This is a genomic window from Roseobacter sp. (assembly GCF_045106495.1).
GTDB lineage: Bacteria > Pseudomonadota > Alphaproteobacteria > Rhodobacterales > Rhodobacteraceae > Roseobacter.
Map to the genome: position 1 here is coordinate 52,169 of NZ_JBGCEQ010000057.1, position 21,151 is coordinate 73,319.

A 21,151-nucleotide genomic window follows, 5' to 3' on the forward strand; every position below is an offset into this window, starting at 1 on the left:
CGCCCAAACCCAGTTCGGCTGCTATGAGCCACAGATTTTCGCGCATTGTACCTTGGGTTTTCCAAGGCAGCACGAAGGCCGCGATGTGTTCATGTCAAAATCACTATGCCATCGCAAAAACGGCGACCTGTTGTTCGTTGACTTTAGATCCATGCGCGTATTTTTTGTGGTGCCCACATCATTGAACGTGGCGGCATGAGTGAAGCTTTGTTCCATGGAATAGCAATAATTGCCCAAGGTGATGCAGACCGCCCCATGATTCCATGAAGCCAATTTGCTGGACAAACGATATACATTATAACCGCCAATCTTAGAAACAGACCGAGCCGCACGCGCCGTCAGAAATGAGATCGGAGTGTTGCCTTTTGTAAAAATTCACTTTGGCCAGTCGGTTGCCGCACTTTCGATGAAAATACGTTTCTACATGGATCTAAAGTCGGTCAAGCGTGGTTGCTTGGATTGGTGCTTTCAAGATTAGAGCGGACGCTACGGGCAGAAGAGCATCCTAGGGCTTTCCCGCATCATGTCGCACCTCATGATGGATCTCAGTATCCGGTCATTTCCAGGTAGCCGCGCCCCTTATGGCTGCCAGAAATGCGCACCGGACCTTCCCAGTAGGGGATCGACGTCGCCATCCAAGCCTGTGGGTTCAGCGCTTCGATGGTCACATCCACACCCTTTTCTGGCAAGTAAGCCTGCCAACTTGTCGGAAGCGAACGCCCCGAAACACTGCTTTGAACCAGCGGTTCAGCGGAGAATGATCCATCCGGAAAGGCGATGGTCGATCCATCGGGCTCAACCCATGTTGCGGCGGTGTAATCATCACCTGCCATATCGCGCAGTGTGAATCCCATAAGACGTGCGCCGTTGTCAAATGCCATGGAAAACCAATCCCAGCTCACCTGTGACGCGCCCAACGGTTGTGACGCCCATTCCCGGTCCAACCACGCCTGGCCGCTGACCTCCACCCGACCCTCGGGCAGCGTCAAAGTGCCTGAGATTTTAAAAAACGGCTGTGAATAATAATAGCTTGCGCGGCCCGAGGCCGATTTTTGCGAATAGCCTTTGTCGCCGTGAAAAATTAGCGGCCCTTGCGCATCGAGGGTCATGCTATAGGCAAAATCAGACCCCGTTGCGCGCAGCGACATCTGCTGCATGTCCGCGCCCGTCATTTCCCAATCGTCAATCCAGGCAGTGAATGGGTCGGCCACCACACCGGCTTGACCAATACCGCCGCGAGCGCGCCGCTCTGCAACGTAATGCGCGGTTGGTGTCGTGACCGCGGCATGCGCCAACCAGAGTTGTGGGCTTTCCCACCCTGGGCGCTCTTCCGGTGCCAGAGCGCTGCGAAACAAGGTCCATTGCAGGCCATAATCGGTGCCTGCTGCATCCTGCAAGTTGGCGGTCAGATACCACCATTCGATCCGATATGTCGGATGCGGACCATGGTCAGAGGGGAAAACAAGTTCGTTACCGCGCACCGGTAGGTCGAAACCCTCTACGTCATCGCCCAACCCGGCAAAGCTCTGAGGCAAAGCAAGCGTCGTCGACGCCAGCCAGATCAATGCCATCGCTATCAAAGACTTACCGTTCATTGCTAAACACCCGCAGCAGTTTGTCCGGAGGCGTGCGCGCCAGTTGGATGGCGGGCCACAGGGCGGCCAGAAGTGCGGCCAGCAAGGTGAGAATGCCGAGTTTCAGATAGTCCAAGGGAAAAAGAAACATGGGCAATCTCCAGCCAAAAGCTTCTACATTCACGACTGCAAGCAGAACCCATGCCAATGCCAACCCTAAGGGGATGGCCATGAGCCCTGTTACACTCGCAAGGCATACGGCGCGCGCCAGTTCCAACGCCGCCAGATGTCGCCGCGTCAAACCCAATGCCCAAACCGGTGCCAGTTGTGGCAAGCGCAGGTTTGCAAGCGTCAGCAGGCTGATCAGGATCGCCAGACCCGCAACAGACAGCGTCAACAGGTTGAGTGCGGTGGTCACGGAAAAAGTACGTTCAAAGACAGCAAGCGAAAAGGCCTTGAGGTCTTCTTGATTGATCAAGGCGTCATCCGGCAGATCAAAGTTTTTGCGGAGCTGTTCAGCCAATAGATCGGGCGTTTCGGTCCGTACCCCAAAGCGCACCGCCTTTTTGTCGGGATAGCGCTCGGCAAAGGTATGCTCGGAAAGCACGACTTGCCCGGCAGAGTTGCCATAGTCGCTGTAGATACCGAGGATCAGATCGCCCTCCGGCAAGGCGTGTCCAGGTCGCAGATCATTGCGTCGCGCCAGTTGTTCGTTGATCAAAACGCCTTCGCGGGCGGCCAACCGGTCCCAAACCTCTGGCAAGGCCTCCAGTATGGGCCAGTTTTCGCGATAGGTTGCGTGATCGCGTATGCCAAAAATCTCTGCGGGCAGACCGCCGATGCGCGTTTCCTGCGAAATGATGGGCAACACGGTAATCTGTTTTGCCGCGAGAAAGGATGTGATTTTTGCCGCCTGTTCGGGAGTTGTGGCATTGATGTAGAGCTCGGAGGCCAGCCGTTGATCCAGATAGCCGGTGAAGGTCAATCGAAAGCTCGATACCATGGTCGAGACCCCGATGTTGGCGGCCATCGCGAGCAACAGGGCCATCAAAGCCATGGAGAGCCCGGGCAGTTGCTGTCGACTGTCGGCCCAGAACCATTCCACCAAGACGCCGGACTGTGTGCGGCTTGCAACTTGCAAAACAGCGCTCAGCAGCAAGGGGAGCAAAAAGGCGGCTCCAAGCAGCAAGCAGGCCAGAAGTGTGAAACCGGCAAAAAGCCCCTCTGCCCACAGATTGGCCGCCAAGCCGATGGCAAAGAGCGCAACCGATCCCATTGCCAGCAAGCGCGCTGCGCCTGCTGCATGCATGCTCATGGCGCGTGGGTGGTTGAAAGACAACAGCGGTAATCTGGCAAGTTTGACCAAAGCTGCCACAGCGGCCAGTGCTGTTCCCCCAAAGGCCATGCCCAGCCCTGATAACCACCATGACGGCCGCAATTGCAGCTGCCCGGTAATCTCTGCGCCGTAAAGCCCTCGCAGAGTGGCTGCGACATCTGGCAAAAGTGCAGCTGCGATGAGGTATCCCAGTGCCACGCCAACCGCACCGGCAATCAGGGCAAAACCACCCAATTCCACCGCCAGCAATGCCATCAGACGGTGCAGAGGCACCCCCAGTGCGCGCAGCGTGCGAAAGACCGCGCGACGCTGCTCGAAGGCCAGTCCAACCGCGCCATAGACAATGAAAATGCCTACGGCGAAGGACAATAGCCCAAAGGCTGTAAGATTAAGGTGGAAGCTCTCCGTCAACCGCGCCAAATCGTTCTGCGGTGCGCTCTGCGAGACTTGGTAGGCATCCGGAAGGGGCGGCAGCCCAAGGGGTTGCTGAGGCGCCACAATCAGTCGTGTAATCTGATCCGGCTTTGCCAACAGGTTTTGAACCGTTGAAATGTCAGCAAAAGCGCTGCCCTCTTGTTGCGTTTCATCAATACGCAGAGTGACGGACACGCCCTCGAAAAACGCGGCGTCGTTGGGATGCAATACGACCGTGTTGCTGTCAAAAGCAGGCGTTTCCTGAGTGAAGGTTGCACCGAAGGCACCGCCTTGTTCCTGAACGGATTGCGGCAACGTCATCGGTTCCAAACCAACCAAGCGCAGAATGCGTCCATTTGCGCGGATCTCGCCCTCGGTAACAGGGCTCACTTGCCAGCCAAGCCGGCGCAAAGCCACATATTCTGCGGTGGTGATTGGGGCACCATCAACGCGCCGCACCTGTTGAAGGCCCGCACTGGCGACAACATCTGTTGCTGTGTCGTAGCTCGCGCGGGCTTCGGCGTTGATGGCTTGCACCCCGGACCAAAGCGCTGTTGCCAGCGCCAGCCCGGCAATAAGTGTCACCATCTGCCAGGGATTTGCGCGCCAGTGGGACAGCAAGGTGGTGATGACAAGCCGCGTCATGAGGCGGTGCTGCCCTCGGTTACTGCCCCTTGCGATAGTGTCAGGCGACGTTGCATGCGGGCAGCCAGTCGGGGTGAATGCGTGACCATGAGCAAGGCGGTACCGGTTTCAGCAGCACTCTCCAACATCAGACCCAACACCGCATCTGCCGTGGTTTCATCCAGATTACCCGTCGGCTCATCCGCCAAGAGCAGCTTTGGACGTGCCGCAAGGGACCGCGCGATAGCGACACGTTGTTGCTGCCCCCCCGACAAGGCTTCGGGATATTTCGCCAAGTGATCCCTCAGACCAATTTTCTCGGCCAAATATTCCGCCCATTCGGCATCGTACTGTTCGGCAACACGCGCATGAAAAGCGATGTTACTTTGTACGGTCAGGCTCGGGATCAGGTTGAATTGCTGAAAGATCAAACCGACCGTCTTACGTCGCAACTCCGCTGACTGGCGATCCGAAAACTGTGTGATCTCGGCACTGGCCACCACTATGCTGCCGCTACTGACGCCATCGAGACCCGCCACCAGGTGCAACAGAGTGCTTTTGCCGCTGCCGGATTCACCTTCGAGGGCAAGCGTCTCACTTTTGGCCATCTCGAAAGACACGTCACGCAAGACCGACACGTGATCCGTGCCGGTATCATAGCGTTTCGCCAAATTGGAGATTTTCAAAAGCATTTTCTATCCTGACGCTCGGGTTGTACCCGACGGGGCGAGGCACGGGCAGTGCGCATGATCGCCTGTGCCGACCTGTCGCACCGTTGTTCACTGCCGGATTAGATATCAGCCGCCATAAAGCCCGGCGGAACGTCCGCGCAATTTGACAAGCGCCAGCACGGTATCGATCGTTGGCGTCGCCGTTTTCGTGATCCGGCCCAGCTCTTGTACAGAGCCCACCAACGCATCAATTTCCATGGGCCGTCCGGCGTCCAGATCCTGTAACATGGACGTGCGGTGCGCGCCGACTGCTGCTCCGCCATCAATCCGACGCTCAACATCGATGGGGAATTTGACACCGAGTTTCTCGGCAATTTCCTGCGCCTCCACCATCATGCCACGGGCGACCGCACGTGTTTCGACATCCGTACAGAGCACATCCAGTGTTGCGTGAGTCAGAGCAGAAATTGGATTGAACGAGAGGTTGCCCCAAAGCTTGACCCAGATCTCTTCGCGCAGACGGGGCCTGACGGGCGCTTTCAAACCCGCCGCCATCAACGCTTTGGATAGCGCCACGGCGCGGTCTGATTTTTCGCCATTGGGCTCGCCCAGGGAAAAGCGGTTGCCTTCAATGTGACGGATTGTACCGGGTTCCGACACCTCAGCTGCCGGATAGACCACACAGCCCAGAACGCGATCCGGTCCGAACCCGTTCCACTGCGCGTCGCCGGGGTCGACACTGTGCAACCGGGTGCCTTCCAAATCGCCACCACTTTTGTGAAAGTACCACCACGGTACGCCGTTCACGCCGCTGACAACGGTGGTGTGATCCCCAAAAAGTGGCGCCATGCGCGGCACAACCGGCGGCACGGAATGCGCCTTTAGCGTGACAATTACGTAATCCTGTGGACCCAAATCCGAAGGATTATCGCTGGCTGTGACTGGGACATTAGTCACCACCCCACCCTCTTCGATAAGCGTCAGGCCCCTGTCTTTCATCGCTGCCAAGTGCGGGCCTCGCGCCACCAGACTGACATCCGCCCCGGCCTGCGCCAGTTTCACGCCCATGAAACCGCCGATGGCACCCGCTCCGAAAATACAGATCTTCATGTCAGGCTTGCTCCACCAGACCGAGTTTTTCCGCCAGCCCGATCCGCTGCATCTTGCCCGTCGCTCCTTTGGGGATCTCGTCCATGATGATCACTTTGCGCGGCACTTTGAAATCGGCCATGCGCGAGGCAGCGAAACTACGAATGTCTTTTTCACTGGCCTCGGCCCCTTCGCTCAGCACAACGGCTGCAGCGACCTCTTCGCCCAACTTGGGATGCGGCACGGCAAAGGTGACAACCTGTCCGACCGCCGGGTGGTCCAGCAACACGCCATCGACCTCTAGCGGGCTGATCTTTTCTCCGCCGCGGTTGATGATTTCCTTCAGCCGCCCGGTCAGCACCAAATAGCCATCCTCATCGAATGCGCCCTGATCTCCGGTGCGGAACCAACGTTTGCCTGCGTCCATGAAAAAACTCTTTTCATTGGCGTCAGGGTTTGATTCGTAGCCTGGTGTCACGTTTGGGCCGGAGATTACCACCTCGCCGGTGCCTTCCATCAGATGGTTTTCAATCTCATGTGCAATGCGCACCATCGGCCCCGCTGCGACCCCGACCGAGCCCGGTTTCTGCGCGCCGTCGCCCAATGGGTTCGACGCCATCTGGTGGGCCGCCTCTGTCATGCCGTAGCCTTCGATCACAGGGGCTCCAAAGGTTTCTTGCAAGGCAAGCATAACCTGTGCCGGTAGCGATGCAGAAGAAGACCGCAAAAACCGCAGTTTGGTCTCTGCAATCACGTCCGCGTTGCGTTTTGCACGGGTCAGGATGGCCTGGTGCATTGTGGGTACCGCCGTATACCAGGTTGGCTTTGCATCGCGCATCCACCCAAAAAACCGCAAGGCGTCAAAGCCAGGCGCACACCAGACAGAAGCACCCGCAGCCAAAGATGCGCTCACGGCGGCGATCAACCCGTGAATGTGGAAAAGGGGCATCACATTCATACAGCGATCCGTCGCAGACAATTCCAAGGAGACGCTGACATGCTCGGCCGATGCCGCAACGTTTGATTGTAAAAGCGGCACGATTTTGGGACGGGACGTGGTGCCAGAGGTATGCAGGATCAAGGCAACATCATCTGGCCCCACAGGGTCTAGCCCCGCATCGCCCTGCGCGTCCGAGTGCAAGGTAAAGTGACCTGCAGGCGCGCCTTCTGGAACATGCAAACGGATGATCGCTATGTTTGCCTTGGTCGCCGCAGCGAGTGCAGCCCCCTCGTAATCCGCGGTGATCAGCAGTGCTTTTACTTTGAGGTCCGAGAGGTAGAATTCATATTCCTCCTCACGATACGCCGGGTTGAACGGTGCTGTGGTGGCCGCCTGTGACACGGTGACAAAAGCCGCAGCCATTTCCGGACCATTGGGCAAGACAATCGCCACTCGGTCGCCTTTTCCAATGCCCATGGCGTTCAGGGCATTCGCCACATCCTGCGACAGATCACGCAGGCCACCATAGGTCATCCAAGGCCGGTCGGGTGCGCCAAATACTGGCGTGTCGGCGGAGTGGTCTGAAATCAACGATTTAACCGTGGTTCGCATGGGAAGTCCCTGTCCTTTGTTGCCGCCGTGTTGGCACAGCGTTATCGATCGCTGCGACACATTTAGCACGTCCTCCGGTGAGTGCCACGTTCGACTGTCCTCGACGGCCATTTTGATTTTGCTGAGTAAGGTTCTGAGCCGGATACTGTCGCGTTTACCGCATCGTGTCATTAGTTGTCCGAAGCTGTGCCTTTCAAGAATGCTTGCACGTTTGGTCCCGACAGGTATTGAAACGACACATAGAAACAATCGGCACATAATACTCAGGGTTCCACCGACGCCATGAAAACATCGAAACATCAAAATGGCGAAGCCCTGTGACGGCTGACCTTTTGCACGCTGGTCTGGGTTGGCCCATTGCATTTGTCTTGGTCGTCGCGAGCTTTCTGGGCTCCCTGATAACTGCAGGATTTGGCATCGGCGGTGGCGCGGTCATGCTGGCGGTACTGGCGACGCTCCTACCTCCGGCGGCCATCGTGCCGGTCCACGGTCTTGTGCAAGTGGGCTCAAACGCCGGTCGGTCTTTCCTGTTCCGCAAGGACCTCTACACCAAGGTCATGTGGCCGTTTCTATTGGGGTCAGCGATCGGTGTCACATTGGGCGGGGCTTTCGTCGTGCAGCTGGACGCCGGTATGTTACAGATTGGCCTTGGCCTGTTCATCCTGTGGACACTGGCATTCAAACCCCCTGCCCTGATGCGACGCTCCTCCGCAATCACCGGTTGGTTTTCCAGTTTTCTGACCATGTTTGTCGGGGGCACCGGGCCCTTCGTGGCCGCCTACATCAAAACACTTGGATTGACTCGTGTTCAACATGTCGCCACCCACGCGGTCTTCATGACCATCCAGCATCTGTTGAAAACCGTCGCATTTGGACTGCTCGGTTTTGCCTTTTCTAAATGGGCCGGGCTGATTACATTGCTGATCCTTTCCGGCTTTCTGGGGACAATTGCGGGGCGCCACATCCTGTTTCGCATCAATGAGGCGCGGTTCAAGCTTGTGCTGAACACCATTCTGACCCTGTTGGCGCTGAGATTGATCTATGCCGGTGCCATCAGCCTTTGGTATGCGACGCCGGTCCAGTGATTTTTACGTAACTTCATTTCTTCAACACCAAAGACAGCAATCCCAGAATTGCGGAAACAACGATCAAGAGCAACGAAACCGCGTTCAAAACGGGCGTGGACCCCAGCTTGAGGCGGTCGAACATCGTCACCGTCAAAGGCGCGTCGGAGCCGACCAGCATCAGGGTGGTGTTGAAATTTTCAAAGCTCATCAAAACAGCCACCACCGCCGCCGCCAGCATCGCCGGAAACAGAAACGGTAGCGTCACTTGCCGGATGGCCCCCCATTTTGTGGCCCCCAGATTGAGCGCTGCCTCTTCCAGGCTGGTGTCGAATTTCTGCAAGCGAGCGGAAATCACCAATGTTGCAAATGTGGTGATGAAAGAAAATTGACCGAGAACCACCAAAACCAACCCCGGTCTCAAACGGTCAAACCAAAGGCCCGTCGCTTCTTCGAGGACGTTGGCGATGCTGCTGGAGAACACAAGGATCGAGATGCCCAGGATGATGCCGGGAATGATCAGCGGCAGCAGCATCAGGATGTAAAGGAAGTTTTTGCCCGCAAAATCATGGCGCACAAAGAGAAAGGCATTGCAGGTACCCACCAGCACGGACAGGCCCGCGACCCAGAATGCCACCACGCCGGATGTCACGATGGATCGCAGGATGGGCCGCTCATGAAAGACACCGATGCGCGGCGCCTCGGTGCCGAAGAACCAATCCCAGGTAAATCCGTCCCAGGGCAACGACGGGAAAACGCTGTCGTTAAACGCAAAGACGCAAACCGTCACCAGAGGCAATGCAAGATAGACGAAAAACAGCGTGACATACGCGCGGTAGGACCAGCGGAATGGTGCGGATTGCGGTATGGTGGTGATCATCTCAACGCCCCATCGTCTTGCCCAGCGATTGGCCGGAAAGTTTGAGCGCCAGAAACACGATCAGCGAAGACAGACCGAGCAGCAGAAATCCGAATGCAGAGCCCAGTTCCCAGTTAAACCGCGTAATGAACTGGTTATAAATCAGTCCTGTGAACCACAGGCTGTCCTTGCCGCCCAACAGGATAGGCGTGAGATAGTTGCCCAAAGCCAGCATGAAGACAACAATGCACCCCGAGACGATTCCCGGCATGGCGTGGGGGATGACAATTTCCCGCAGGATCGAGAAACTGCTGCCGCCCAGATCATACCCGGCCTCAATCAAGCTATCGTCGAGGCTATCGAGCGTTGTCACCAGTGGCACGACCATGAACAGCATGGAGGTATAGACAAGTCCGGTCATGATTGCGGCATCGTTGTACAAAAATTCCACTGGGCCGCTGACGACACCCAAATACTGCAGAAAAGACGACAGCACTCCCGTTTCGCGCAACAAAATCATCCAACCAAAGGTCCGAACCAACTCGCTGACCCAAAACGGGATGAGGCACATCAGGAACAAAGTGGTTTTTGTCCGGCCTCGGGTCAGCTTGGCGATGTAATACGCCACCGGAAAGCCAATCAGCAACGTCAGGATGGTCGCTGTAATCGACATGTAAGCTGTGCGGGCAAAGGTGTTCCAATAGAGCGGCTCATTGAAGAAAACAGCATAGTTGGCAAAGCTTGTTTCATATTCTCGGACGCCAACTTTCTCGCGCAAAGACACAAAAAACATGCCCACATGGGGCAGGACGATCAACGTGACGAGCCAGATCAACAAAGGCGCCAGCAGCAGAAAAAAACCCAGTTTTGAGGTGTCGGACCGCACCTCAGGCGACCTGTTTGTAGCAGCGCGTCTGATCCGGTTCCCACCCAAAGTGGATTTGATCACCCTTGGTCAGATCGCGAAACTCAGCCGTTTGTGGCAGCGCAACACTCAACTCGCCAACCGCTGCATGGTTGCGTAGCATCACCTGACTATTTGCGCCGTTGAAGAGCACACTGTCCACATGACCCACGCCAGTATTGGCCAGATTGGCGGTATCACCATCCGACCGAGACAGGCGTATCGCTTCGGGCCGCACGAAAACCCGTGCGGTATCTCCCTGCGCCAACCCGTCACCTGCATCAACACCGCGAAGTTGCAAACCTTCCTCGGTGACAAGTTGCAATGCGCTTCCGGCCACATGCGTGACCTTTGCTGAATAGGTATTGGCCTCGCCGACAAATCCCGCCACAAAAGATGTATCTGGTTGATAATAAAGATCTTTGGCAGTTCCGATTTGTTCAAACCGACCTTGGTTCATGACCGCAATTTGATCGCTCATCACCAGCGCTTCGGACTGGTCATGCGTGATGTAAACAAAGGTGGTGTCGAATTCAGACTGCAGCTTTTTTAGTTCCACCTTCATATGCTCGCGCAGCTTCAAATCAAGCGCGCCCAGGGGTTCATCCAGCAACAACACATCGGGCTCCAGCACCATGCAGCGGGCAATCGCAACCCTTTGTTTCTGGCCCCCTGAAAGGGAGTCCACTGGTCGGTCGGCAACACCGCCCAAGCCCACGCGTTCCAACACTTGGTCTACTTGAATTTTGATATCCGACTTATTGTCACCGCGTTGCCGCAATCCAAAACCCACATTTGCGCCAATGCTCATCATCGGGAATAATGCAAGATGCTGAAAAACCATCGAGACGGGGCGTTTGTTGGGCGGCACGTTTAGCATGGATTTACCTTTGATCAGGAGATCACCCCCGGTCGGGTTCTGAAACCCCGCAATCATGCGCAGCAGGGTGGTTTTGCCGCAGCCGGAAGGCCCGAGAATAGAGAAAAACGTGCCTTTGGGCACGCTGAAGCTCACATCCTTGACCGCCAGAAAATCGTCATAACTTTTGGAGAGCGCGCGGCACTCGAGGTCGCATGTGTCAGACATCGGAAATCAGGCTTTCGAAGAATCCCTGGAGCGCGCAATCCGGGCTCCAGGAATGTTTGGTCAGACGTTCTACTGAGCCGCGTTGATCCGGTCCAGCGTGGCTCCTTCAAGCGCTTCCAGGCCAGCAGGTATGGCAGGGTACCATTTAATATTATCAATGGCTTCTGCGGTAAAGCTCGCCTGATACTTCGCTTTTAATGCTTCATCAACACCTGAGTCTCCGCCTTGCGACGCGGTAAAGTTACCTGCCGTATTGGTGATCATGGCTGCGATATCGGGACGCATCACGAAATTGATCCAAGCATAGGCGGCGTCATCTGCACGACCGCGCGATGGAATGGCAAAAGTGTCGATCCACCCAAGTGCACCTGCTGTGGGTGCCACAAAGGTAATGTCTGCATTATCATCGTTGAGCTGCCACCCGCCCGTATCCCATGCCATGGAAGCTGTGACTTCACCAGAACGCAGCAGATTTTTAATCTCATCGCCGCCATCCCAGTAAGTTTTGACGTTAGATTTGCATTCGATCAGTTTTGCCTCGACCTGTGCGAGTACGTCCTTGTAGGCTTCCTCATCCGCATAGGCTGCAAATGGGTCGAGCCCCATTGAAAAGGCAAAGCCAATCAAAGTCGGGCGTTTCAGCCGGTAAGACACTTTACCGGCTACGTCGCTGCCACACAGGTCTGTATAATCCTTCACTCCAGCTGCCTCGGCCGTATTTACCACCAGACCGCTTGTGCCCCACACGTGCGGAACACCGTAAACCTCGTTCTCAAAAGTCGTGTAGATTTGAGTGGCCTGCATCATCGAGGGGATGAACAGACTGCTGTCGACTTTCGACATGTCGATCGGTTTGTAGATGCCGAATTCGGCCTGCGCACCGGCAATCCGGTCTTGGCTGGGTTGGGCGAGATCAAAACCGCCGCCGTTGGTGGCGCGCAGTTTGGCAATCATTTCTTCGTTGTTGGATTTCGTCACTTCGACCGTGTGGCCCGTTTCAGCTTCGAACATGGCGACGACTTCCTCAGGTGCATAGCCGCCCCATGTCAAAAGCCGCAACGTATCCGCATTTACCGCAACAGATGACAACGTCATCAACGTGGCGGTGGATAACATCAGTGTCGTTTTCATGGTCTTCTCCTTATTGTACGAAATCGTTTTTATCGTTGACGGCGCTCCGATGGATCACCCCGGCCGTTTTCAGCGCCTTTGGTAAGCTCAGCCCGCGTCGAGCGCAAGCATCCCTGCCGATGGCTCGTGGTATCTCACCCGTTTGTCGTTCCCGTGACAAACATAAGGCCGAACGCAAAAGGCAAACAACAGAATTCATTATTTGCAGTAATGGAATAGGTTAGTTTGTTGGATTACAGATCATTCCACCGCGCGATTTCATGTATAATTTCTTACAATCTATTTCGTAAAATAACTTAATAACAAGTAATTATGGAATAAAAGTCGTGTTTCACCTTAGGTTTGGCCACAGTGGACCGACCAACTGAAATTTTTGCTCAAAAACCCCATGACGCGCCTTCTACTACTGGTTAGGGTGGCCTCCAAAGCGTCACACAGAAAGTCATACCATGCCCGTCATACAAGCCTATCTGACCACTTGGGCGCGGCGTGGTTTGGTGGTGCCCATCTATATTGCTGTGCGGCTGATCAGCATGGCGATCATTTTGCCAATGACCACGGTAATGGTCAGTTTCGCGATTTCGTTTTCTGGACAATCGGCGCTGACAGATCAGGCCATCGCACATTTTTTTGTGTCACCGCTCGGGCTTCCGGTCTTTCTTGCTATTGCGGCGGTCTTGTTGATTGGGTCCGTCTTTGGATTGGCAGCAATGACGGTAGACCTTCGCAGCCCCGATCTTTCGACATTGGCTGCCATCAGATCAACCTTGAGCATTCTGGGTAGAAGACTGTCGGCTCTGGTCCGCTACGCAGTGTTCCTTGTCCTGCGTGTGCTCGTGATCGTAGCGCCTTTCGCGGTTTTGTGTCTTTTGATCGCCCAGAACGCGTTCGGTCAATATGACATCAACTACTATCTTTCCACACGACCGCGTGAATTTCTGATCGGTGCTGCCGCCATTGGTGTTCTGCTGAGTGTGATGGCGCTGATACTTGTGAACCGTCTCATGCTCTGGGCAGTGTCGTTGCATTGTGTGCTTTTTGACGGTGTCGCTCCGCGTAAATCCTTTGCAAAAAGCAGCGAAATCATGCGCGGCAAACGATTGTCTCTTTTGAAAAAACTGGGGTTCTGGTTCTTCATTCGGATGCTGATCGCGCTCTGCATTGCGGTGTTTTTTGGTTGGATGATCAGCGATGGAGTGGCCAGTCTTGTGCCCACGTTCCGAGGTAAACTCACGATGGTTCTGTGTCTGGGCGCCCTTTGGAGTTTGTGCAGTTTGGTGTTGGGGGCGGTTGCCCTCGGCACATTGGCTCGCCTGTTGCTCGATTGTCATGAAGGTGTGGCTCATGTCACCATGACAGAATTGTCGGATAGCAAACCTCTGATGTCGTCGCGTCGTCTTTTGTTGGGTGCCGCGGTTCTGATCGCGTTCGGTTTGGTTTTGAGCGGCTTTCTGATCAGCCGGGTGCAGACAAATCCCACAGTAGAAATCATTGCACATCGTGGCGCCGCCGGGCAGCGGCCGGAAAACACCCTCGCTTCGGTGCGCAAGGCCGTGGAGGATGGAGCAGATTGGGTCGAGATTGACGTTCAGGAGACCGCAGAAGGCGACGTGGTTGTCATGCACGATAGCGATTTCATGAAGATCGCTGGCGTTGATCTCAAAATTTGGGACGCAACGCGCGCGGAGCTTGACGAGATCGACATCGGCAGCTGGTTTGACCCGGCCTACGCGGAAGAACGCACGCCGACCCTGGCAGATGTACTGGAGGTAACCCGCGACAAAGCCAAGCTGCTCATTGAATTGAAATACTATGGCCATGATCAGATGCTGGAAGATCGCACGATCGCCGTGGTTGAAAAGGCTGGCCTTGCCGACCAAGTGGCGACCATGTCGCTCAAATATCCAGCGGTTCAAAAAATGAAAGAAAGACGCCCCGATTGGACCGCTGGCGTATTGGCGGCCACCGCCATTGGGGACCTATCGCGACTGGATGCCGATTTTATCGCCGTGAGTACGGCAATGGCTGGGCCTCGTCTTGTACGGAGCACCCGCAGACAGGGCAAGAAACTCTTTGTCTGGACGGTAAACGACCCTTTTGAGATGTCGGCGATGATGTCGTTGGGCGTGGACGGCATCATTACCGATGAACCCGCCTTGGCGCGCCAAGTCATGCAGATGCGGGCGGATTTGACCACGCCTGAACGCTTGGCAGTGCTAGTGGCAGAACGTTTCGGCCTGACACAACAAGCCGAGGAGTATCGAGATGATAGCCCCTAAGCCATTGTGTGCGGTCGCCTTGATAGCCGTTCCGGGAATGCTCTATGCGCAAACCACGCAAAATCTGAGCGAAATGACAGAAATGCCAGCGCACCGAACTTTTGTCACTCACAGTGCTGATGCAGAATTAGCGCCTTTTACAACGGATGGCTGCAGCGGTGGGATGTCAGACGTTTGGGCTGTGACGGCGGCGCAGTTTCCCCAGTGGGCGGAAAGCCAAGGGGAGGTCCCGCCTTGGCAAGAGTGTTGCGTGACGCATGATCGCGCCTATCACAATGCTGGCGGCAAGAAAGAAGCCACCCAGAGTTTTAAGGCGCGCCTCAAAGCAGATGAAGATCTGCGCAGCTGCGTCTTGGCGCAGGGCGCGCGTGATCGTGAAACATTGGTAATTGCCTATGGGATCAGCGAAGACACTCTTGACTTCTTCTATGGCGGAATTGCTCAAGGCATGTATTTCGCGGTGCGCCTGGGAGGGGTACCGTGTTCCGGGTTACCATGGCGTTGGGGATATGGTTTTCCGAATTGTTCAGTGCTCCATCGCGCATGGAACGGTGGCGAAAACGACAAGCAAGGCACGGAATAGGCGTAGCAAAGGCCTCAATGCCCAATTTTTTCCACAGCCTATGCTTGTGTATTTTTGAAAAGCCTTTAATCCTCCGCACGGGACAAAAATGCCTAATGCGCGAAAACCAACTTGGAAAAATCAAGAAAACTCGCGCATTGGGTCATGATAACACCGCAACACAGAACTTTAGGAAACGCTCTTTTTGCGATTTCAAAGAATTAAAAGCACTTTGCGAGGACATTGATATGAGACACGGTCTTGAATTCATTTTTATTTTATTGACCGCGTTTTTCGTCGTCACCGCAGCGCAGGCTCAAGTTGCCCTGCCGTCCGCCGGTTCAAGCGCGGAAGAAGCCGAAGCACCCGCTGAATTCGATAGTCCTACCGCGGTCCGTGAAATGGTCGCCACGATGTCCGATGACCAAGTGCGACAGATGTTGCTGGAGCGCTTGGATGCAGTTGCTGAGGCCGAGGCAGAGATCAGCGATGCAAAACCGACGTTTTCTGAGCGTTTGAGCGCGACTTGGGAAGCATTCTACACGCCATTGCTTGAAGTTATCCGGCTTGTGCCGAATCTTTTTGCCAAACAGGTTGAAGCGATTTCAAATTTTGCGGGCACGTTTGGGGCCGCTGGTGTCATGATGCTGCTTGGACTGACTGCCGTTGCACTTGCGGCGGGATATGCCGCAGAACGCGGCGTTCTGGCCATCTTTCAACGCCGTGCCAAAGACGCCGTTGACCCAGACACCAGCTCTCTTGGCAGTACGCTAGGGTTTTTGGGGCGTAGGCTCTGGCGCGAAATCCTGGGTCTTATCGTATTCTACGTCGTCACAAGGATTGTGGGGCAACTTCTTTTGACACCAGAGCAGATCGCTGTCGTCGCCCCGGCGGTGAGAAATGTTATCCTGATCCCGCGCGTCGCCGCAGCACTCTTGCGGTTTGCCCTCGCGCCGAAGCAACCTAAATTCCGCCTGGTCAGTGTCGATGACCAATGGGCCGCATTCTTTTACCGGCATTTCTTCTATCTGTCGCTGTTGATGGGCGTTGGTTTCTTTTTGATTGCTTTCAATGTTCGTTTTGGCGTTCCGCTGTCAGAGACCCGCATCGGCGCTTGGTTCACCCTGGCGTTTCACGTCTACATCATCGCTATAGCGTGGTATGGCAAAGAAGGGCTGACCAAGATGATGCTCGGCACAGACCCGGAACGCACGGTCTTTGACGCACAATTGGCTTATGCCTATCCAATCTTCGCGATTGTATCCTCCGCGCTTACCTGGGTAGTCGCAAACATCGTGGCAGGCTACGGATACTTTGCATTGCTCACCACGGCACCGCACCTCAAGACAATGTTCTGGTTATTGCTGACGCCATTGGTCGATACAGCGATCCGGGGTCTCGTACGCCACTTGCAACCCCCAATGATCGGCACTGGACCGGTCGCTGAGCAGGCCCACAAAGCCAACAAACGCAGTCTGATCCGCATTGGCCGCGTTGTTGCTCTGGGCTCAATTGCCTTGATCATTGCAGGTGCCTGGGACATCAACCTCTCAAACGTAAGCGCCACGGAAGGTGGCTCGGCCATTGCAGGCAATATCATCGAATTCATCATCATCGCGGCTGTCGGTTATGTGATTTATGAAATGATCTCTCTTTGGGTCAACCGCCGTCTGACGCGCGAAACCAGTGCCGAGGTAACATCGGATCAAGCAGCGGGCGAAGGTGGTGGTGCTGGCGGGTCTCGCCTGGCGACGGTGTTGCCGCTTGTCCTGATGGCTGCACAAGCCGCGATTGCCACGATCTTCGGTCTGCTCGCTGTGGGCAGCTTGGGCATCGACATCACACCGCTTCTGGCAGGTGCTGGTATCTTGGGCTTGGCCATCGGTTTTGGTGCACAGAAACTGGTGACGGATATTGTTTCGGGTATCTTCTTTCTGGTTGATGACGCCTTCCGGGTTGGCGAATATGTGGACGTTGGTGGCACAATGGGCGCGGTTGAAAAAATCTCGATCCGCTCCATGCAGCTGCGTCACCACCGCGGGAATGTGCATACAATTCCTTATGGCAGCGTCGAGAAGGTCACAAACTTCAGCCGCGACTGGGTGATCATGAAACTGATGTTCACCGTGCCCTTTGATACTGATCCCAATCGGGTCAAGAAGATATTCAAGAAGATCGGAGCCGAGATGTTGGAAGATCCTCTGTTCAAGGATGATTTTCTGGAGCCGTTCAAAAGCCAGGGTGTGTTTCAGTTCGATGACGTAGGGATCGTCATGCGCGGTAAATTCATGGCCAAACCGGGTACGCAGTTCACGATCCGCAAGGAAATCTACAACCGTGTGCGCAACGAGTTCAAAGCCAATGGTATCGAATTTGCACGGCGCGAAGTGCGCGTTGATATTCCTGGCATGGACGACTTGGAAAACCTGGACGACTCCGAAAAAGCGGGCATTCAGGCGGCTGCTGCAAGCGCTGTGGATCAGCACATCTCGGATCAGGAAGCTGCGGCCAAGAAATAGAATAATGGCCGCGCAGATACCTTTCTGCGCGGCACCTTGTCAGAGCTGTTTGCCAATGGGCAGCACTCCCAATAAACGCGCCATGAACATGCGCCATCCCGACGACACGGGCTCCGAGCGATAAAGCACGCGTCGACCTGTCTCTTCTGTGCTAAGCCAGTTGATCTCACCCTCGTCATCCAGGGATAGTGCGTAGGCTGCTATGGGGAGATTCCGTTCAAAGGAATCGACCGTCCACGTTGCCATGCCCGCGTTTTCGATCATTATCCCAATTTCGGTATTGATATTGATAGACCTGGGATCCCAATTCACGGAACCGACGAACAAGCGTCTGCGATCGATGACAAAGGCTTTGGTGTGCAATCCCGATTGCGACAAACCGAGTTTCAAACGTTCCCGGTCCGGACGCGTTCGATCCGGGCGCAGTTCCCACAAGTCGACCCCCGAATTCAGCAGCGCTTTTCTCGACTTTGCGTAGTGACCGTAAACGGGAAGCACATCATTGGAATCGACCGAGTTTGTCAGAATAGTAACTTCAACACCTCGCGCCTCCAGATCCGCGAGAGCGCGTTCGCCCTGCGCGCGGGGAACGAAGTAGGCAGAGGCCACGTAAAGGCTTGTTTCAGCAGCACGCATGTAAGGTTGCATCATATCACGAATGATCGGTTGCCCTTGCGTGTCGCCGGATATTTTTTCCGGAGGATCTGACAAGACCCTGTACGGCGCCCAGGTCAGTTTCAATGTTCCGTTGCGCAGTGTTTGATTGAATTCGTGATTGAGCGCCTCCCCATATTCGGTTTTGCTGGCTTTCTCCACCAGATCGGCGAGAATTGAACGCGCAACATCTGGCGTTAGGACATCGTCGCGGGACCGAACGACCACTTCTGCCGGCACTGCGTAGGGGCTGTTCCAATAGCGATCAAATTGCGCGGAAACGTCTTTGGCAACGGGCCCTGCCCCGAGGACATCAAGATCATCGTAATTGCTGCGTTCATTGGCAGCAAAGTACTCCGCGCCGATATTGCGCCCGCCGACAATGGTAACTGTGTTGTCAAAGGTCATGGATTTATTGTGCATGCGGCGATTGATGCGATTGAAATCCAAAACAGCATTCAAAGCTTTGCCGCGTTCCCGCCAGAACGGGTTAAATAGCCTGATTTCCACATTGGGATGATCATTCAGTGACGCGGTCATCGCATCGTATCCGGATGTATCCATGTCATCGATCAGCAGTCGCACCCGTACACCGCGATCGGCTGCCTGCAAAAGCCCCCAGGCAAACGAATGTCCCGCTACATCGTCATGTACAAGGTAGTATTGCGCATCAATAGAACGCTCGGCCCGTTGCATTAACCCAAGGCGCGCCGCAAGTGCTTCCGGGCCGTCCGGCAGCAAATAGAACCCGGAGCGTCCATCGCTCGGATCTCCCCATTCACTTAGTCCTCGAGCCAGATATGTGGTGTCATTGCCCGTCAGAGCCTGACTTGGTGTACGATCATAGTCCCTTGGAATAGGGGCGCAGGCGCCGGTCAACACTCCGAAGATCGCGACCAACAGAATCCACCGCAGTTTCATAATTGTGGTTTTGACGCGAAATGGTTCAAAGCCCATCGCTCTGCGCCGCGCGCTTGCTTCACGACAATGCGCCGACAAATGCCGATCTTCATCCAAACTTGCCTCGTACGAATTGCTTTCGACGCAGCGCTTCTGCGAAGGATCATTGGCATTGAGAAGCCGCATCATTTACTCCGTTTGTTTCCCTTCAACCCACTCAAGCTCGGAACGCGTCGAAAATCAATTACTTGATCCCTTGTGGATGATGGGTGCGGGTGCGCAGGGGAGAGCAGCAATTCACTTGTCCGTCGCAGACCGTTTTGATGGTTCCGACCATGCGCCGTTGTTAAAATAACCCTGTTCATTTCACATGCCGGTGCTCAACAAATAGGTATCCATGATCCATCCATGCCGGGCACGCGCATTGGCTCGTTTTTCGATAATGCGCGTTGCAACCTCTGCGACGGGCCCCTGGTCCACGATCTCTTCGGGCATGCCCAAGAAAGCCCCCCACCAGATGTACAGGCCCTGTTGGACCAGATCCTGAAAACTGGCCTCGCCATCAAGCATCACGACGACCCGCTCCGCGCCGTCTGGCCAGCCATTATCGCGCAACTGCCGCCCTGTTGTGATCAGCACAGGACCGTTCACAGCATTCAGTGGAATTGCATGGGCCGCTGTCAGTGCCTGGATGGCCGTTATACCGGGCACGACACGAATGCTCGGTAAGGGTTTAAGGTGTTGGGCGATCCGAAGGGTGCTGTCATAAAGTGACGGGTCTCCCCAAACCAAGAGCGCTGCGGAACCCTTGTCGGAAACCTGCGAGAGCGCCTCTTGCCAACGCTTTGCGATTTCATCGTGCCAAAGCGCTACCCTTTTCCGATAGGGCAAATTGGGGTCACGTCTTGGATAGTCAAAACCGATGACCTTGGCCTTGGAGCCGCTCGCGGCTATGATCCCGTGCCGCAAATCCGCTAGATCGTCTTTCCCGGCGCCCTTGTGCGGCACCAGGATCACCTCTGCGTCTCGGATCGCTGCCATGCCTTGCACCGTCACGTGAGCCGGTGATCCGGTGCCAATGCCCACCAGCCAAAGAGTATCGATCACGGCGACACCTCACAAAAAATCCCGGATCCCTTTAAAGGATCCAGGACCTCAATTTCCCTATTGCTCAAGCGGCGTTGAAAAGGCGCTGGGCAAACAGGTTTTTCAGCTTTCCGGACCGCAGCGTTTTGGCAGCGGCAAGCACGGTAAGATCCGCGATGGGTTCAATCAACACGACCAACATATAGGCCGCACCGAAGGTCAATACCGACTGGAACGTCTCTGCGCCTACACCTTGACCGTAAAACGCCCAGAAGGCGACCCAAGCGACCACGCCGCCTTGATACATCGCAGACAGTTTGAACACATCCGCATAGGCCAGATCGACATATGCCTTGTCTTCTGGAATGAACCGATGCGCCAAGGCCGTGATCGCAAAAAGCGGCACCAGCAAGGTCGTTACGTTTACAAAGAACATTGGCAAGTCGCTTGGCGCGAAGAATGCGCCTTGGATCAACAAACCAAGGGCTAGGCCAAGGGCGGCAGGCGCTGCGCCCATCAGCAGAAAGAGTGTCGTGCCCAAAATGAAGTGGACTTCGGAAATGCCGACGGCAAAATGCGGTAGCACCTCGAAAAACACGAATGTGCCAATGGCGGCAAAAACCGTGCGCAGGGCAAAAGACCCGATGCTGCGCCCCTTGAGGTCGTTCAATGCGAGCTTGGCGGTATATGTCGCCGCCCCTGCTGCCGTCGCGTAGGCAAAAACCATTTTTGCTCCGTCAACCACACCTGGTTCGATATGCATTCTATTTCCTTTCTGTGCTGCCCCTCCGGCAGGATTTGGTCCGCAGTATCACGGGTTGTGCTAGCTTACGGCAGGTCTCCTGA

At 55.3% G+C, this 21,151-nt stretch carries 16 protein-coding genes; 4 read left to right on the forward strand and 12 right to left on the reverse strand.

Going from position 1 to position 21,151, the window contains the following annotated elements; translation table 11 throughout:
- Positions 1–545 precede the first annotated feature (545 nt).
- The 5 genes from AB8B75_RS21455 to AB8B75_RS21475 all read right to left on the reverse strand — a co-directional run bounded on the left by AB8B75_RS21455 (position 546) and on the right by AB8B75_RS21475 (position 7,260).
- Positions 546–1,595, reverse strand: a complete 1,050-nt coding sequence (locus AB8B75_RS21455) for a lipocalin-like domain-containing protein (protein ID WP_405365159.1) — start codon at positions 1,593–1,595, stop codon at positions 546–548.
- A complete protein-coding gene (locus AB8B75_RS21460) occupies positions 1,585–3,969 on the reverse strand; it encodes an FtsX-like permease family protein (protein WP_405365161.1) in 2,385 nt (794 codons plus the stop codon). The genes AB8B75_RS21455 and AB8B75_RS21460 overlap by 11 nt, the downstream gene beginning before the upstream one ends.
- A complete protein-coding gene (locus AB8B75_RS21465) occupies positions 3,966–4,640 on the reverse strand; it encodes an ABC transporter ATP-binding protein (RefSeq protein WP_405365163.1) in 675 nt (224 codons plus the stop codon). Before AB8B75_RS21465 ends, AB8B75_RS21460 begins: the two co-directional genes overlap by 4 nt.
- Positions 4,641–4,745: 105 nt before the next feature.
- On the reverse strand, positions 4,746–5,729 hold the full coding sequence (locus AB8B75_RS21470) for a 2-dehydropantoate 2-reductase (RefSeq protein WP_405365165.1): 984 nt from the start codon (positions 5,727–5,729) through the stop codon (positions 4,746–4,748).
- A gap of 1 nt (position 5,730) precedes the next feature.
- Entirely contained in the window at positions 5,731–7,260 is a 1,530-nt protein-coding gene (locus AB8B75_RS21475; protein ID WP_405365167.1) for an acyl--CoA ligase, read from the reverse strand.
- Between the two features lie 317 nt (positions 7,261–7,577).
- Here AB8B75_RS21475 and AB8B75_RS21480 point away from each other — a divergent pair, with 317 nt between their 5' ends.
- Positions 7,578–8,345, forward strand: a complete 768-nt coding sequence (locus AB8B75_RS21480; protein ID WP_405365169.1) for a sulfite exporter TauE/SafE family protein — start codon at positions 7,578–7,580, stop codon at positions 8,343–8,345.
- Positions 8,346–8,358: 13 nt separating this feature from the next.
- Here AB8B75_RS21480 and AB8B75_RS21485 read toward each other — a convergent pair whose 3' ends face one another.
- From AB8B75_RS21485 to AB8B75_RS21500, 4 genes are all read right to left on the reverse strand, one after another.
- Positions 8,359–9,204, reverse strand: a complete 846-nt coding sequence (locus tag AB8B75_RS21485; protein ID WP_405365171.1) for an ABC transporter permease — start codon at positions 9,202–9,204, stop codon at positions 8,359–8,361.
- A gap of 1 nt (position 9,205) precedes the next feature.
- Positions 9,206–10,069: an ABC transporter permease gene (locus AB8B75_RS21490; RefSeq protein ID WP_405365172.1), complete on the reverse strand. Its 864-nt coding sequence runs from the start codon at positions 10,067–10,069 to the stop codon at positions 9,206–9,208.
- A 1-nt stretch (position 10,070) separates the two neighbouring features.
- Positions 10,071–11,174, reverse strand: coding sequence for an ABC transporter ATP-binding protein (locus AB8B75_RS21495; protein ID WP_405365174.1), 1,104 nt, complete (start codon positions 11,172–11,174; stop codon positions 10,071–10,073).
- A gap of 69 nt (positions 11,175–11,243) precedes the next feature.
- Positions 11,244–12,305: an extracellular solute-binding protein gene (locus AB8B75_RS21500; RefSeq protein ID WP_405365176.1), complete on the reverse strand. Its 1,062-nt coding sequence runs from the start codon at positions 12,303–12,305 to the stop codon at positions 11,244–11,246.
- Between the two features lie 449 nt (positions 12,306–12,754).
- On the opposite strand from AB8B75_RS21500, the gene AB8B75_RS21505 reads away from it, so the two are divergent.
- The 3 genes from AB8B75_RS21505 to AB8B75_RS21515 all read left to right on the forward strand — a co-directional run bounded on the left by AB8B75_RS21505 (position 12,755) and on the right by AB8B75_RS21515 (position 17,665).
- A complete protein-coding gene (locus tag AB8B75_RS21505) occupies positions 12,755–14,584 on the forward strand; it encodes a glycerophosphodiester phosphodiesterase (protein WP_405365177.1) in 1,830 nt (609 codons plus the stop codon).
- Positions 14,571–15,167, forward strand: a complete 597-nt coding sequence (locus tag AB8B75_RS21510; RefSeq protein ID WP_405365179.1) for a hypothetical protein — start codon at positions 14,571–14,573, stop codon at positions 15,165–15,167. The genes AB8B75_RS21505 and AB8B75_RS21510 overlap by 14 nt, the downstream gene beginning before the upstream one ends.
- A gap of 227 nt (positions 15,168–15,394) precedes the next feature.
- Positions 15,395–17,665: a mechanosensitive ion channel family protein gene (locus tag AB8B75_RS21515; protein ID WP_405365181.1), complete on the forward strand. Its 2,271-nt coding sequence runs from the start codon at positions 15,395–15,397 to the stop codon at positions 17,663–17,665.
- Between the two features lie 39 nt (positions 17,666–17,704).
- Here the strand turns inward: AB8B75_RS21515 and AB8B75_RS21520 are convergent, their stop codons facing one another.
- The 3 genes from AB8B75_RS21520 to AB8B75_RS21530 all read right to left on the reverse strand — a co-directional run bounded on the left by AB8B75_RS21520 (position 17,705) and on the right by AB8B75_RS21530 (position 21,068).
- A complete protein-coding gene (locus AB8B75_RS21520; RefSeq protein WP_405365183.1) occupies positions 17,705–19,408 on the reverse strand; it encodes a phospholipase D family protein in 1,704 nt (567 codons plus the stop codon).
- A gap of 177 nt (positions 19,409–19,585) precedes the next feature.
- On the reverse strand, positions 19,586–20,326 hold the full coding sequence (gene cobF / locus AB8B75_RS21525) for a precorrin-6A synthase (deacetylating) (RefSeq protein ID WP_405365185.1): 741 nt from the start codon (positions 20,324–20,326) through the stop codon (positions 19,586–19,588).
- A gap of 64 nt (positions 20,327–20,390) precedes the next feature.
- Positions 20,391–21,068, reverse strand: a complete 678-nt coding sequence (locus AB8B75_RS21530) for an energy-coupling factor ABC transporter permease (RefSeq protein ID WP_405365186.1) — start codon at positions 21,066–21,068, stop codon at positions 20,391–20,393.
- Between the last annotated feature and the right edge of the window lie 83 nt (positions 21,069–21,151).

Coding starts and splice junctions, on each gene's coding strand:
- AB8B75_RS21470 (WP_405365165.1), bottom strand. CDS start 5,729: ATGAAGATCTGTATTTTCGGAGCGGGTGCCATCGGCGGTTTCATGGGC.
- AB8B75_RS21495 (WP_405365174.1), bottom strand. CDS start 11,174: ATGTCTGACACATGCGACCTCGAGTGCCGCGCGCTCTCCAAAAGTTAT.
- AB8B75_RS21460 (WP_405365161.1), bottom strand. CDS start 3,969: ATGACGCGGCTTGTCATCACCACCTTGCTGTCCCACTGGCGCGCAAAT.
- AB8B75_RS21515 (WP_405365181.1), top strand. CDS start 15,395: ATGAGACACGGTCTTGAATTCATTTTTATTTTATTGACCGCGTTTTTC.
- AB8B75_RS21485 (WP_405365171.1), bottom strand. CDS start 9,204: ATGATCACCACCATACCGCAATCCGCACCATTCCGCTGGTCCTACCGC.
- AB8B75_RS21475 (WP_405365167.1), bottom strand. CDS start 7,260: ATGCGAACCACGGTTAAATCGTTGATTTCAGACCACTCCGCCGACACG.
- AB8B75_RS21465 (WP_405365163.1), bottom strand. CDS start 4,640: ATGCTTTTGAAAATCTCCAATTTGGCGAAACGCTATGATACCGGCACG.
- AB8B75_RS21505 (WP_405365177.1), top strand. CDS start 12,755: ATGCCCGTCATACAAGCCTATCTGACCACTTGGGCGCGGCGTGGTTTG.
- AB8B75_RS21500 (WP_405365176.1), bottom strand. CDS start 12,305: ATGAAAACGACACTGATGTTATCCACCGCCACGTTGATGACGTTGTCA.
- AB8B75_RS21520 (WP_405365183.1), bottom strand. CDS start 19,408: ATGATGCGGCTTCTCAATGCCAATGATCCTTCGCAGAAGCGCTGCGTC.
- AB8B75_RS21455 (WP_405365159.1), bottom strand. CDS start 1,595: ATGAACGGTAAGTCTTTGATAGCGATGGCATTGATCTGGCTGGCGTCG.
- AB8B75_RS21510 (WP_405365179.1), top strand. CDS start 14,571: ATGATAGCCCCTAAGCCATTGTGTGCGGTCGCCTTGATAGCCGTTCCG.
- AB8B75_RS21530 (WP_405365186.1), bottom strand. CDS start 21,068: ATGCATATCGAACCAGGTGTGGTTGACGGAGCAAAAATGGTTTTTGCC.